Genomic DNA, 13004 nt, shown 5'->3' with positions numbered 1-13004 from the left:
ATGTATTTGGAGGGAAACAATCATGTTAGACTTCGCAAAGCTGATCAGCAGCTTGCCGGGCGGAGTGGCACAGGGCCTGATCTGGGGTGTGATGGCCATCGGCGTCTATCTGACCTACAAAATTCTGGACATTGCGGACCTGACGGTAGACGGCACCATGTGTACCGGCGGTGCCGTGTGTGTTATGATGATCATCAACGGGCACAGTGTCCCCGTGGCGCTGCTGTGTGCATTTCTGGCTGGCATGGCCGCGGGCCTTGTCACCGGCCTGCTGCATACCGCCATGGGTATCCAGGCCCTTTTGGCCGGTATTTTGACCCAGTTGGCCCTGTATTCCATCAATTTGAAGATTATGGGTTGGGGAACCGGATCGGGCCGCTCCAATCAGCCCATCAGCGTGGATAATTACAATTTGGTGGTTTCCTCCCGCTATCTCTTTGACGGCAGCTATCCCTGGTATAAAAGCCCCATTTTCTGGGGTGCCGTTTTCTGTGTCGTGATCATTCTTATTTTATACTGGTTTTTCGGCACAGAGCTGGGCTGTGCCATCCGGGCCACGGGCGCCAACCCCAATATGAGCCGGGCCCAAGGAATCAATGTGGACTTCAATAAAGTGCTGGGGCTAATGCTCTCCAACGGTCTGGTGGCCCTGTCCTCCGGCCTGCTGGCCCAGTATCAGGGCTTTATCGATATCAACAGCGGCCGCGGAGCCATCGTCATCGGTCTGGCCGCCGTCATCATCGGCGAGGTGGTGTTCTCCCGCATCTTCCGCAACTTTGCTCTGAAGATGCTGGGGGTGGTGTTCGGCGCCATTATTTATTACATGGTGATGCAGGTGGTGCTGTGGCTGAAGGTGGACTCTGACATGCTGAAAATTTTGTCTGCCGCCATTGTGGCCATTTTCCTGGCGGTTCCCTACTGGAAGGGGAAGTATACCCATGTCCATGTGAAACATCTGCCCGAAGCTGCCGATGGAGCGGGATCTTCCGCAGCAGCAGGAGAGGAGGCTGGCCGCAATGCTTGAGCTGAAAAACATCTGGAAAACCTTTAATGCAGGCACCGTCAATGAAAAGCAGGCTCTTCGGGGTTTGAATCTGACGCTGAAGGATGGGGATTTCGTCACTGTCATCGGCGGCAACGGTGCCGGTAAATCCACGATGCTCAATGCCGTAGCCGGCGTTTGGTCCGTAGACGAGGGGTCCATCACCATCGACGGCACAGATGTAACCCGTCTGCCGGAATACAAGCGTGCCAAATTCATTGGCCGCGTATTCCAGGATCCCATGATGGGTACTGCTCCCACCATGCAGATCGAGGAAAATCTCGCTCTGGCGGCCCGTCGCGGCCAAAGGCGCGGCTTGGGCTGGGGCATTACCCGGACGGAGCGGGCAGACTATATGGAACTGCTCCGGAACCTGGATCTGGGGCTGGAGAACCGCCTTACCAGCAAGGTGGGCCTGTTGTCCGGCGGCCAGCGGCAGGCATTGACGCTGCTGATGGCATCCTTGAAACAGCCAAAGCTGCTGCTTTTGGACGAGCATACGGCCGCCTTGGATCCCAAGACCGCGGCCAAGGTTCTGGCCCTGTCCGATCAAATTGTGGCAGAGAACCATCTGACTACCCTGATGGTCACCCATAACATGAAAGACGCCATTGCCCACGGCAACCGCCTGATCATGATGTACGACGGCAAAATCGTCATTGACGTGGCAGGGGAGGAGAAGAAGAAGCTGACCGTTCCCGATCTGCTGGCCCTGTTCAGCAAGGTCAGCGGATCTGATGAGGCCGACGACAAGCTGCTGCTCTCCTGATTCGCAGGTCCATGCGTACTTTCTCAGCCGGGGCGGATTATATCCGCCCCGGCTTTTTGAGTCAGCAGCCCTGGCGGAACGGCCCACTCGCCTTGGTGGCACCCGCAAGACCGTCCCTCCGCCCGTCTTGTCTTGAATTTGTGCAAATTGACAATTGACTTCTGCCCATCCCCTGCGTATAATGCAAAACAATCAAAGCAAACCTGTGAGCAAGAGGAGTATCCGGTCAGGTCACCTTTCAGAGAGCTGTGGATGGTGGGATCACAGCAGAGAACTTTCCGGCGAATGGACTTGTGAGGGCGGCGCGAACAAGCGGGAGCTTCAGTAGCGGCCGACGGGTACCGCACCCGTTATCAGGGCGGCGCGTATGAACGTACGCGGAACGAGCGGGCGCTATGCGCCAACTTGGGTGGTACCGCAGGATGAAAGTCTTGTCCCATATTGGGACGGGACTTTTTTTGTTGCTTTTTTGAGTTAGGATTGGAGATGCTTATGATAAACGCAAAACGATGGCGGGGCCTGTGAGGTTTACGGCCTATCCAAAATTCCCTTTACTATTATTTTGAAGATAAAGATTGGAGAAATCGTCATGAAAGCTATTCAGAAATTTACCTGCGCCCTGGTGGCGCTGACCATGTCCCTGTCTCTGGCCGCCTGCGGCAGCAGCGAATCCCCCGCCCCCGGTTCTGACGGCTCTTCGGAGCCGGAAGCCGCTGTTTACAAGATCGGCATCAGCCAGTATGGCCAACACGCCTCCCTGGACAACTGCCGGGAGGGCTTCCTTCAGGGGCTGGCCCAGGCAGGCATTGTGGAAGGCGATAACTTGGAGGTGCTCTCCGAGAACGCAGGCTTTGATGACAACGTAGCTGTCCAGATCGGCCAGAACTTCTCCGCTGCGGATGTGGATTTGATGGTTGCCATCGCAACTCCATCAGCCACCGCCTGCTATGCCGCGGCCGAAGACAAGAACATTCCTGTCATCTTCACTGCCATCACCGACCCGGTGGAGGCCAAGCTGGACTCCGGCAACATCACCGGTACCAGCGACAAGCTGCCGGTAGAAGCCCAGTTGGATTTGATCCGACAGCTGCAGCCGGAGGCCAAGACCATCGGCATTATCTACACCACCAGCGAACCGAACTCCGTTTCTGCCATTGAAGAGTATCGGGAGAAGGGCGGCGATTACGGCTTTACCATTGATGCCATCGGCGTCACCGCCCAGGCAGAGGTTACCCAGGCTGCTGATACCCTGATCTCCCACAAGGTGGCCTGCATTTCCAACCTGACGGACAACAATGTGGTGGGCGTCCTCTCCGCCATCCTGGAAAAAACCAACGAGGCGGGGATTCCCATCTACGGATCTGAGGTGGAGCAGGTGAAGCTGGGCTGCGTGGCCTCCGCCGGCATTGACTATGTGCAGCTGGGTATTCAGACCGGTCTGATGGCCGCCAAAGTTTTGAAGGGTGAGGCCACCTGCGAGGAGCTTCCTTACGAGACCATTTCCGAGTACGGTATCTATGTGAATTCGGAGGCTCTGGACACCATGGGGATTACACTTCCCTCCGATATTGCGGATAAGGCCATCGAATCTTCTGCAGCCTAAATTCAATCTTCATTATAAGGAGCGACGTTTCATGAAATTAATCACATACTCCCGGGGAGAAGCATCCTTTGTGGGAGCCCTCTCGAAAGACGGCACCTCTGTGCTGCCGCTTTCCTATCCTGATATGAATACCCTTATTGAAACCGCCGCGCTCTCCGATCTGCGCTCCGCCGCTGAAGCGGCAAAGCGCAGCGGCGCGTCTATCCCCTTGTCGGAAGTGACGCTTCTGGCCCCCATCCCCCGTCCCCGGCAGGACGTTGTCTGCCTTGGCATGAACTATCTGGATCATGCCAGGGAGGCCGCCCAATATAACGGGGAGGCATTTGAAAAAGAGAAGCACGTGGCAGTGTATTTCTCTAAGCGGGTGAACGAGGCCGTGGCGCCGGAGGGCGATATCGACAGCCACGCCGGTCTGGTCACGCGGCTGGATTACGAGGTGGAGCTGGGCGTTATTATTGGCAGGGCTGCGAAGCATGTAAAGCCGGAGGAAGCCGCCGATTATATCTTCGGCTATACCGTCATCAATGATGTCTCCGCGCGGGATTTGCAGACCGGCCATAAGCAGTGGTACTTCGGAAAGAGCCTGGACGGCTTTACGCCCATGGGCCCCTGCATTGTTACAGCGGATGAGATCGCCTATCCTCCGGCGCTGGACATCTCCGCCCGTGTCAACGGCGAACTGCGGCAAAGCTCCAATACCTCTCTGCTGATTACCACCATTGCCGAGGCGCTGGCGGAGCTGACCGCCGGCATGACGCTCCTGCCCGGCACCATCATCGCCACCGGGACTCCCGCTGGCGTGGGACTCGGCTTTGATCCCCCCAAGTTTTTAAACCCCGGCGACACGGTGGAATGCTCGATTTCTGAAATCGGCACGCTGCGCAATACCATTCGCTAATCACAAAAAAGGAGGGTCCGCCATGGCAGACCTGCTGATCAGCACGCTGACCCAGGGCCTGATTTACGCCCTGATTTCCTTCGGCGTCTATATCACCTATTCCATTCTGGACTTCCCCGATCTGGGGGTGGACGGCACCTTCCCCCTTGGGGCGGCCGTTACCGCCATTTTGCTGGTAAAGGGTGTGAATCCCTATTTGACACTCCCCATTTCCCTGGCCGTGGGAGCCCTGGCTGGTTTTGTCACTGGCTTCATCCATGTGCGGCTGAGAGTCCGGAATCTGCTGGCGGGCATCATCACGATGACGGCCCTGTTTTCCATCAACCTGGTCATCGTCAACGGCTCCAACCTGACGGTGGAGCGGGCAGTGGATACCATTTTTACCGCCGCGCCTACTGTGGCGGTTCTGGGTGGCATGAGCCTTCTGTGGAGAAAGCTTGTGGTGTCCTTGCTGTTGGTGATTGTGGTAAAGCTGGTGCTGGACACCTATTTTAAAACCAAGTCCGGCCTGCTGCTGCGGGCCGTGGGCGACAACGCCACCCTGGTGACCTCCCTGGCCAAGGACAAGGGCAGCGTCAAGATTCAAGGACTGGTTCTCTCCAATGCCCTGGTGGCACTGGCAGGCTGTATTGTCTGTCACGAGCAGCGGAGCTTTTCTGCCACCATGGGCACCGGCCAGCTGGTGTACGGGCTGGCGGCTGTCATCATCGGCATCTCGCTGATGAACTTTTACACCGGCACGGGTATGGCCCGGGGATTGCGGGGCTTCCATCCCCTGCGGTGGCTGGGCTCCCCCCAGGGAACCACCGCGGTCATTGTGGGCAGCTTCCTGTACAAGGCCTGCATTCAGGCAGCGCTGAGTCTGGGACTTCCCGCCAACATGATGAAGCTCATCACCGCCGTACTGTTTTTGCTGGTGCTGGTGGTATCCGGCCAGAAGGGAGAGGAGATCATCCATGCTTGAGGTACGGGACATTACCAAAGTTTACAACCCCGGCACCATTACGGAGCAGTGCCTGTTCGACCGCTTTTCCCTGACCGTGGAGAAGGGCCAGTTTGTGGCCATCGTAGGCAGCAACGGCAGCGGGAAAACCTCCCTGCTGAACATTATCTGCGGCTCCATTCCCATTGAGGGCGGCGACGTGCTGGTGGGCGGCAAAAGCATCTCCAAATTGAAAGATTACCAGCGATATGCCACCATGGGCCGGGTGTATCAGAACCCGGCGGCTGGTACCTCCCCCAACCTGACCATGCTGGAGAACCTGTCTCTGGCGGACAACAAGGGCAAGGCCTTTGGCCTGAGCCGGGGCGTCAACCGCGCACGCATTGATTTTTACCGGGACCAGCTTCAGTCTCTGGGGCTGGGACTGGAGGATAAGCTGGACGTCAAAATGGGGGCGCTCTCCGGCGGCCAACGGCAGGCTGTGGCGCTGCTGATGGCCACCATGACGCCGCTTCAGTTTTTGATTCTGGATGAGCACACCGCCGCGCTGGATCCCAAAACTGCGGAGATCATCATGCAGCTCACCGACAAGGTCATCCGGGAAAAGCGGCTCACCGCCATGATGGTGACCCATAACCTGCGCTACGCCGTGGAATATGGTGACCGGATTCTCATGATGAACCGCGGTCATGTGGTGCTGGACCGGGCCGGTGAAGAAAAGAAGAACACCTCCATGGAGGACATCCTCACCATGTTCAACCAAATTTCCATCGAGTGCGGCAACTGACCCGCGCTCTCCCGCCGCAAAGAAGCGCCCCGGCAGATCATCTGCCGGGGCGCTTCTTTATTCTTTTGATAGGAACTGCCGCCCGCTCCCTCGGGAAAGCCGCCCGGCTCCGCGGCGGCCCCTTCGCAGAATCACGCCGTCCAATCCTCGATGGAGATCTCACAGTCTCCGGCCCGGATGGCACGCACCTCGTCCAGATCCAGAATCTCATGGAAGCGGCAGCTGAAGCTGAGGGTGGTGAACACCTCGCTGTCCGTGGGGCGGCTGCCGCCCCCGCCCCAGCCCAGATCCTTGGCCGGGAGCTTCTCAGAGCCGTCCCGGTATACCAATACCACGTCCTTTGCAAATTCCCCGATAGACGTATAGTCCCCGAAATAGCTCTTTGCCGACAGGGCAAAGGGAGAGAGGGTAATCTCATACTTCAGCCTGCCCTCCCCGTCCCGCAGCTGGTAAAAGCGGGCCTGCTGGATATAGTCCGGCTGAAAGGTGAGAATGGCCGGATGGCCGGACAGCGGCGTCACCGCGCCATTTTGATACAGGGCCGGGCTGTCTACCAGCAACGTCATGGGGCCGTCGGTCAGACTCCGGTCTTTCATCTCCAGCGTCATGGAAATCAGATAGGTCATGATTTTGGTATCCTGGTCAAAGGCCATCTCGCTGACGCTGCCGCTATACCCGCTCGCAGGAAACCGGCTGCCGTACAGCAGCGCTTCCGCCTCCTCATACGTCAGGTCCTGAATATCCGCCCAAGTTACCTCATCTGTAGCATAAGGCCGAACCCGCGGAGTATCCATCCAGACGGAAGGCTCCTCTGATTCCATGACCGCCTGGATTTTCCCTGTGTCCACGTCCTGGGGCAGCTGCAGATCCAGAATCAGATAGATGGTCTTGTCATCCCCCACCGCCTGCCGCACCGTCAGCGTCACGTCGCCGCAGACGGAGGTGACATTCACCTCCTGAAAGGCCCGGGCGGCTGTCTCAGAGGCCGCGGCCTCCAGTCCGAACCGCTCCGCAAAAATGGTGTCCCACGGCACCTGCGTCAGTGCGGCGCCCACAGAGGCCGTCAGCACCGCCGCAATCACCGCTGCCAGCAGCAGCTTCCGCCCAAAGCTCCGGGGGCGGTAGACCCGGCAGTGCCGCGCCGGTTCCCCGCCCGCCGCCAGCACCCTCCTTCGCAGGCGTTCCTCCAGCCCGGAATCCGGGCCGCAGCGGTCCATGGCAGAACAATAGTCTCTCATCCCGCATCCTCCAGTCTCTCCCGCAGGGCGTCCCGCCCCCGCTTCATCCGCATCTTGACGGTGGAAACCGTCACCCCCAGCAGCTGCGCGATCTCCCGGACCGCATAGCCCTCGTAATAGTGGAGGTGGATCACCGTCCGCAGCTTCTCCGGCAGCGCCATCACCGTCTCCAGCACCTCCCGCTCCTCCGGCGGCAACACAACCAGCTCTGCCGTATCCAGCGGCAGATCCCGGCGCCGGTGCCGCTTCCATTCGTCCCGGCACTGATTCACCGCCACCCGGAACAGCCAGCGCCGCTCATGCTCCGGCGAGTCAAATTCCGGCGATTGATACAGCCGCTTGATGAACACCTCCTGCAGGACATCCTCCGCATCGGCAGGATGCTTCATCTGCAGCAGGCAAAACCGGTACAGCGCCGGTCCATAGGCCTCGTATACCCGGCTGAACGTCTCCTCGGCCGTTGGCATGGGCGAACACCTCCTTCTGCCTGTATAACGACTGGCCGGCCAAAACGGTCACATCGCCCAGCGTACCAATCGTACGATTGTTAAAAGCGTCACCCCTTCTTCATCCCTTCCAGACAGAAGCGGCGCTTCAGCTTCCTATCCAATCACAGCCCGACCCGACGCCTTCCCTGTAAAGCGGCCTTCATCAATGGCAGGCACCCCGTTGACAAACACCCAGTCCATTCCCTCCGCCAGCTGCTCCGGCTCCTGCCAGGTAGCGCGCTCATGGACATTTTCCAGATGGAACAGGCACAGATCCGCATCCGCCCCCACGGCCAGCCGTCCCTTGCCGGTCAGGCCATACCGGTCTGCGGGCTGGCGGGTCACCTTGCGGACGGCCTCGGGCAGCGTCAGAATTTCCCGCTTTCCCACGTAGGTCTCCAGCAGGCGGGCCACGCTGCCGTATACGCGGGGATGTAAGCGTCCTCCGGGGTAGGTGGCATCGGAAATGAGGCTGGTAAAAGGCGATTGCAGAATTTCCGCGATGTCCTCCTCCGCCGCGATGAAATCAATCATGGAGGGGGCACAGCGCTCCGCCGCCAGAAGATCGAACAGCGCGTCATACGGATCCTGCCCCCGGGCGGCGGCGATTTCCGCGATGGATTGCCCTTCAAAGCACCTGTTTTCCGGGCAGGTCAGGGACGTGGCCAAAATCTGTTCAAACCCCACCAGCAGGGAGATATTTTCAAAGTCACTCCCCATCTCCATCCGGCGGCGTATCGCCCGCCGCTTCTCCGGGGTCCGGAGGGCTTCCGTCAGTGCCTTCTGCCCGCCGGCCTGGAACTCCGGCGGCAGCACGTGAATCAGCTGTGTAGATCCCGCCGGATAGGGATATACATCACAGGACACATCCAGGCCACTCTCCCGGGCCTGCCGGATCATGGTCAGCATCTCCGGAACTGCCCGCCGCCAGTTCCGGCGGCCAATCCCCTTCAGATGGCTGATCTCCACCGGTGTCCGCAGTGCTGCGGCAACGGCCAGCATCTCCTGAAGGGCCTCCACCACGCCGTCTCCCTCCTGGCGCATATGAACAGAGATCACCACACCGGAATCCTGGAGCGGTGTCAAGGCCCTCAGCAGTTCTTCCGTCGTATAAAAGCACTCTGGCGCGTAGCCCAGGCCAAGAGAAACGCCCAGTACACCGTCTGCAAGCGTCTTCTCCAGCAGGGCATGCAGCTTTCGAAGCTGATCCGCTGACAGCGATCTGTCCTGAAAACCCGCCGCATTGGCCCGCAAGGTTCCCATACCAGCCAGCATCCCCACATTCAACGGCAGCGGCACCGTCTTTACCTGCCGGAAATAGTCTTCCATGGTGGGAAATACCTCTCCCTCCGGTAATTCCCCAACAATCGGTGCCAGATACCGCAGAATCGCCTCTTGGTAAGCTCCTTCGACCGGGGCCAGGGACAGGCCGCAGTTGCCGTTGATAACGGTCGTGAGTCCCTGGGCCAGCTCTGCCCAGCCATAGCCAGGACGGAACAAAGCGGCATCGCCGTGGCGGTGGATATCGATAAAGCCCGGTATCAGATATCGGCCTGCGGCGTCTATAACCCGGGTGGCCTCTGTATCTCCCAGCATACCCAGCGCTACAATTTTCCCGCCGGCAACCGCCAGATCTCCCCTTGTCTCCGGGGCGCCGGTTCCGTCCAGCAGCCGGGCATTCCGGATCAAATAGTCGTACATGATTTGCCCTCTTCCCCTCAAAAGTTGGCAGAGGCAGCGTTTCCGCCTCTCGCAATTCTTTTCACAGTGTAGCACGCGCCCTCTCCGCATGCAATGTCTCCGCTCCGGACGACCGCAGCTAAAAAAACGAGGACGCCGTCGGCGTCCTCGTTTTGGAATTGGATAAAACGATCAGTCCTCGCACAGGCCAGCGGTGATGATGGCCATGGAGTAGACCTCCTGAGCGTTGCAGCCGCGGGAGAGGTCGTTGATGGGGGCGTTCTGGCCCTGCAGAATCGGACCGTAAGCATCGAAGGAACCCAGACGCTGTGCAATCTTGTAGCCAATATTGCCGGCGTTGATGTCCGGGAAGATAAAGGTGTTGGCATGGCCGGCCACCTTGGAATCAGGGCACTTGGTGTGGGCCACGCGGGGAGAGACGGCAGCGTCGAACTGCAGCTCACCATCAATGTCCAGTTCAGGCTCCAACGCCTTCAGCTTGGCGCAAGCATTGCGCATTTTATCTACATCCTCACCCTTGCCGGATCCCAGCGTAGAGTAACTCAAATAGGCAACCTTGGGATCGATGCCGAACACCTTCGCAGTGGCTGCCGTCTCACGGCCAATCTCTACCAGCTCGTCCTCGGTGGGCTTGATGTTGATGGCACAGTCACCCATTGCCAGAACCTCACGGTCGCCGGTGGCGGAGGGACGGACCAGGATGAAGCAGGAGGAGACAATCTTGTTGCCCGGTTTGGTCTTGACAATCTGCAGCGCCGGACGAACCGTATCGGCGGTGGAGTATGTAGCACCGCCCAGCAGCGCGTCCGCATAACCCATCTTCACGAGCATGGTGCCAAAGTAGTTGCCCTGCTTCAGGTAGGTGCGGCACTGTTCCTCCGTCATCTTGCCCTTGCGCAGTTCCACCAATGTGGCGACCATCTTCTCCATCTCGGGAAAGTTCTCAGGATCAATGATCTCAGCGCCACGGATATTGAACCCAATATCTTCAGCAGCCGCCTGCACCTCCTCCGGATTTCCTACCAGAACAGGTGTCAGGAAGGTACCGGACAGCAGCCGGGCAGAGGCCTCCAAAATGCGGGGATCCGTACCCTCGGTGAAGACAATCTTTCGGGGATGTGCCTTCAGCTTTTTAATCAGAAACTCAAACATCTTTCAATTCCTCCAAATTGCAAACTGGGGATTAAAATATACCATATCTATTATACACAACTGGACGGTGGGGTCAATTGAAAAAGCAAAAATATCGCGCCAAAATTCACGCTTTTTTCACCATTTCTTCTGTCAAATGTGTAAAATGCCTAAGTTAAGGCTAGATACTGTGGTGTAAAATAGGGGAACGCCTATTTATAGCCTCTTTTTTTCATGGAAAGAGGGCTTGACGGATTCCGAAAAAGCATGTATCATAAAACGGTAACAAATTGTAACTTTTTGGTTGTCCTTTCTGCCAGAGACGTTCTTTTGGCGATAAGGCCAATTGCTCCGGAATCTATCAATATCGATAACGCAGGAGACCGTATGATTGATGAGCAGAAAAAAGTAAACAACGCTGTCAGGAAACCGCAAAAGGGCGGTAAACGTTTGGCAAAAAGCCCGGAGGAACTGCATCGCCGTTCCCCTGCCGCTGGAGACCGAACCACCAATGCCCGCATTCGGACGCCCCACCGGGACATGCCGGTGCAGGACATGCCTGCTGCCGGATCGGACGATGCCGCCCGTTCTGTCCGGCGCAGGGAGACCGTGCGCCCCGTCAGGGAGGCAGCCAAGCCGGCAATTGACGCCTGGGCGGAGGATATCTCTCCCTCCCATGACAACGCTGAGCCGGATAGCGCCCTTCGGAAGATGCGCCGCGCCGCGCAGCGGTGGCAGGAGGCGGACGGTGACACCAGCCCCCTTATCAGCCTTTACCACACACTGGTGTCCAAGGCCAAGCGGGTCCGCCGCCGCTGGCGCCATATTGTCCGGGAAAAACGGGCTAAAAATTTCCCTGAATCCGAACGGTTTCCCATTCAGTTCCTGCTGTTTGCCTGGAGCATGCTTCCCATGCTGGGGAGCCGTCTGCGGGAGCGGACCTGGGGCTATCGGAAACAGACTATGAAGCAGATTGCCCGCTTGCGGGCACAGGTGGAACAGCATCGGGTGCATCCTGCGGTTTTCCTGGGCGCAGGTGGGGCCATTGCGGCCATCGCCTTGTTCTTCTCCTTTTACACCTTAGGCACCACTGTGCGGTATGATGGCGAGGTCATTGCCGCAGTTTCTTCCCAAGCGGACGCCGAGGAAGCCCGGGCAAGGCTGGAGGACATTACCACCCGTACTTTGGGAGAAACCTATACGATTGATGACTCTCTTCTGCAGTATTCCTCCGGGCTTCTGCGCCGCCAGGATGTCGTAGACAGCGAAGTGTTTGAAGAGGATCTGTCTGAGGAAATCGGATTGGTAACTCCTGCATACTGCCTTTATATTGATGGAGAGCGAATCGGGGCTACCCCCTATGAAGGTGCCTTGGATGAACTGCTTCAGCAGCTGCAGGATGCAGCCACCAATGAGAACACCATTTCCTGTTCTTTTGCCGAGGACGTCCAGATTAAGCAGGAATATGTGCCCAGTTCCGAGATTATGAATTTGGGTTATCTGGCGGAAACACTGTACAGCACCAAAACCGCCGAGGTTACCTACACCGTGGTCAAGGGCGATACCTGGTCTGAAATTGCAGAGGAGCACGGCCTCTCTTCCAAGGAACTGTTGGCTTTGAACCCGGGCTATAACATCGATAAGCTTCAGATTGGCGAAGTGTTGACACTTTCCGCCTCTGTCCCCTATCTGACCATGACGGTGGTGCAGCGGGAGCGATATGTGGACGATGTTCCCTTTGATATTGAATATACCAATTCTGCAAACCTGTATAAGGGCGATTATAAGGTGACCTCCGCCGGTGTCTACGGTGCTGCCGACGTAGTGGCCAATGTCACATATGTCAACGGCGAGGAAGTAGAGCGCACCGTCCTCTCCTCCGTTACACTGCGGGATCCCGTCACAGAGCAGCGGCTGCAGGGCACCAAGGAACGGCCCACCTGGCTTCCCACCGGTACCTTCCGCTGGCCGGCCACTGGCCGCATTACCTCCCGTTTCGGTGGGCGGAAGTCCCCCGGCGGCGTTGGATCCACCAATCACAAGGGCATTGATATCGCCGGGCGGTATGGCACACCCATTTATGCTGCCGATGGCGGCACCGTAGCCTATGCAGGCTGGATGAGCGGCTACGGTTATTTGGTTCAGATCAACCATGGCAACGGCTATGTTACCTATTACGGCCACAACAGCAGTCTGTTGGTATCCGTTGGGCAGCATGTTTACAAGGGCCAGCAGATTGCCAAAATGGGTTCTACGGGCAACTCTACCGGCAATCACTGCCATTTTGAGGTCCGTTACAACGGCGTGGCCAAGAATCCACTGAATTATCTGCCATAGCACACAGGGCGCCTGATGCGTATCAGGCGCCCTTTTTCCGGATGCCGTTCCTGTGGAAAAGCAAAGC

At 57.9% G+C, this 13004-nt stretch carries 11 protein-coding genes and 1 other annotated feature; of the genes, 7 read left to right on the top strand and 4 right to left on the bottom strand.

The window, feature by feature from the left end; all coding sequences use genetic code 11:
• Positions 1-22: 22 nt before the first annotated feature.
• From BMZ81_RS06665 to BMZ81_RS06640, 6 genes are all read left to right on the top strand, one after another.
• Complete coding sequence (locus BMZ81_RS06665) at positions 23-1024, top strand: ABC transporter permease (protein WP_091130088.1); 1002 nt, start codon at positions 23-25, stop codon at positions 1022-1024.
• Complete coding sequence (locus BMZ81_RS06660) at positions 1017-1811, top strand: ABC transporter ATP-binding protein (RefSeq protein WP_177187231.1); 795 nt, start codon at positions 1017-1019, stop codon at positions 1809-1811. The genes BMZ81_RS06665 and BMZ81_RS06660 overlap by 8 nt, the downstream gene beginning before the upstream one ends.
• A 196-nt stretch (positions 1812-2007) precedes the next feature.
• Positions 2008-2253, top strand: a binding site (T-box leader).
• Between the two features lie 147 nt (positions 2254-2400).
• Positions 2401-3414 (top strand): ABC transporter substrate-binding protein, encoded by a 1014-nt coding sequence (locus BMZ81_RS06655; RefSeq protein WP_091130086.1) that lies wholly within the window; start codon positions 2401-2403, stop codon positions 3412-3414.
• 31 nt (positions 3415-3445) lie between these two features.
• Positions 3446-4312 (top strand): fumarylacetoacetate hydrolase family protein, encoded by an 867-nt coding sequence (locus BMZ81_RS06650; RefSeq protein ID WP_091130085.1) that lies wholly within the window; start codon positions 3446-3448, stop codon positions 4310-4312.
• A 22-nt stretch (positions 4313-4334) separates the two neighbouring features.
• On the top strand, positions 4335-5276 hold the full coding sequence (locus BMZ81_RS06645) for an ABC transporter permease (RefSeq protein ID WP_091130082.1): 942 nt from the start codon (positions 4335-4337) through the stop codon (positions 5274-5276).
• Positions 5269-6042 carry an ABC transporter ATP-binding protein gene (locus BMZ81_RS06640; RefSeq protein ID WP_091130080.1) on the top strand — a complete coding sequence of 258 codons (774 nt, stop codon included), beginning with the start codon at positions 5269-5271 and terminating at the stop codon, positions 6040-6042. The genes BMZ81_RS06645 and BMZ81_RS06640 overlap by 8 nt, the downstream gene beginning before the upstream one ends.
• 131 nt (positions 6043-6173) lie before the next feature.
• Here the strand turns inward: BMZ81_RS06640 and BMZ81_RS06635 are convergent, their stop codons facing one another.
• The 4 genes from BMZ81_RS06635 to pta form a co-directional block, all read right to left on the bottom strand.
• A complete protein-coding gene (locus tag BMZ81_RS06635; RefSeq protein ID WP_091130078.1) occupies positions 6174-7280 on the bottom strand; it encodes a DUF4179 domain-containing protein in 1107 nt (368 codons plus the stop codon).
• Positions 7277-7747: an RNA polymerase sigma factor gene (locus BMZ81_RS06630; RefSeq protein ID WP_091130076.1), complete on the bottom strand. Its 471-nt coding sequence runs from the start codon at positions 7745-7747 to the stop codon at positions 7277-7279. The genes BMZ81_RS06635 and BMZ81_RS06630 overlap by 4 nt, the downstream gene beginning before the upstream one ends.
• A 135-nt stretch (positions 7748-7882) precedes the next feature.
• Positions 7883-9469 (bottom strand): N-acyl-D-amino-acid deacylase family protein, encoded by a 1587-nt coding sequence (locus tag BMZ81_RS06625; RefSeq protein ID WP_177187230.1) that lies wholly within the window; start codon positions 9467-9469, stop codon positions 7883-7885.
• 171 nt (positions 9470-9640) lie between these two features.
• Complete coding sequence (gene pta, locus BMZ81_RS06620) at positions 9641-10621, bottom strand: phosphate acetyltransferase (protein WP_091130072.1); 981 nt, start codon at positions 10619-10621, stop codon at positions 9641-9643.
• Positions 10622-10987: 366 nt separating this feature from the next.
• Here pta and BMZ81_RS06615 point away from each other — a divergent pair, with 366 nt between their 5' ends.
• Positions 10988-12937 carry a peptidoglycan DD-metalloendopeptidase family protein gene (locus tag BMZ81_RS06615; RefSeq protein ID WP_177187229.1) on the top strand — a complete coding sequence of 650 codons (1950 nt, stop codon included), beginning with the start codon at positions 10988-10990 and terminating at the stop codon, positions 12935-12937.
• Positions 12938-13004: the final 67 nt, after the last annotated feature.

This window comes from Oscillibacter sp. PC13, assembly GCF_900115635.1.
Lineage (GTDB): Bacteria > Bacillota > Clostridia > Oscillospirales > Oscillospiraceae > Oscillibacter.
This window is presented reverse-complemented; position numbering and strand designations above follow the sequence as displayed.

What these genes read in the sequence shown, in the direction of transcription:
- pta (WP_091130072.1), bottom strand. Translation starts at nt 10,621, where the DNA reads ATGTTTGAGTTTCTGATTAAAAAGCTGAAGGCACATCCCCGAAAGATT.
- BMZ81_RS06625 (WP_177187230.1), bottom strand. Translation starts at nt 9,469, where the DNA reads ATGTACGACTATTTGATCCGGAATGCCCGGCTGCTGGACGGAACCGGC.
- BMZ81_RS06665 (WP_091130088.1), top strand. Translation starts at nt 23, where the DNA reads ATGTTAGACTTCGCAAAGCTGATCAGCAGCTTGCCGGGCGGAGTGGCA.
- BMZ81_RS06650 (WP_091130085.1), top strand. Translation starts at nt 3,446, where the DNA reads ATGAAATTAATCACATACTCCCGGGGAGAAGCATCCTTTGTGGGAGCC.
- BMZ81_RS06640 (WP_091130080.1), top strand. Translation starts at nt 5,269, where the DNA reads ATGCTTGAGGTACGGGACATTACCAAAGTTTACAACCCCGGCACCATT.
- BMZ81_RS06615 (WP_177187229.1), top strand. Translation starts at nt 10,988, where the DNA reads ATGATTGATGAGCAGAAAAAAGTAAACAACGCTGTCAGGAAACCGCAA.
- BMZ81_RS06660 (WP_177187231.1), top strand. Translation starts at nt 1,017, where the DNA reads ATGCTTGAGCTGAAAAACATCTGGAAAACCTTTAATGCAGGCACCGTC.
- BMZ81_RS06635 (WP_091130078.1), bottom strand. Translation starts at nt 7,280, where the DNA reads ATGAGAGACTATTGTTCTGCCATGGACCGCTGCGGCCCGGATTCCGGG.
- BMZ81_RS06655 (WP_091130086.1), top strand. Translation starts at nt 2,401, where the DNA reads ATGAAAGCTATTCAGAAATTTACCTGCGCCCTGGTGGCGCTGACCATG.
- BMZ81_RS06630 (WP_091130076.1), bottom strand. Translation starts at nt 7,747, where the DNA reads ATGCCAACGGCCGAGGAGACGTTCAGCCGGGTATACGAGGCCTATGGA.
- BMZ81_RS06645 (WP_091130082.1), top strand. Translation starts at nt 4,335, where the DNA reads ATGGCAGACCTGCTGATCAGCACGCTGACCCAGGGCCTGATTTACGCC.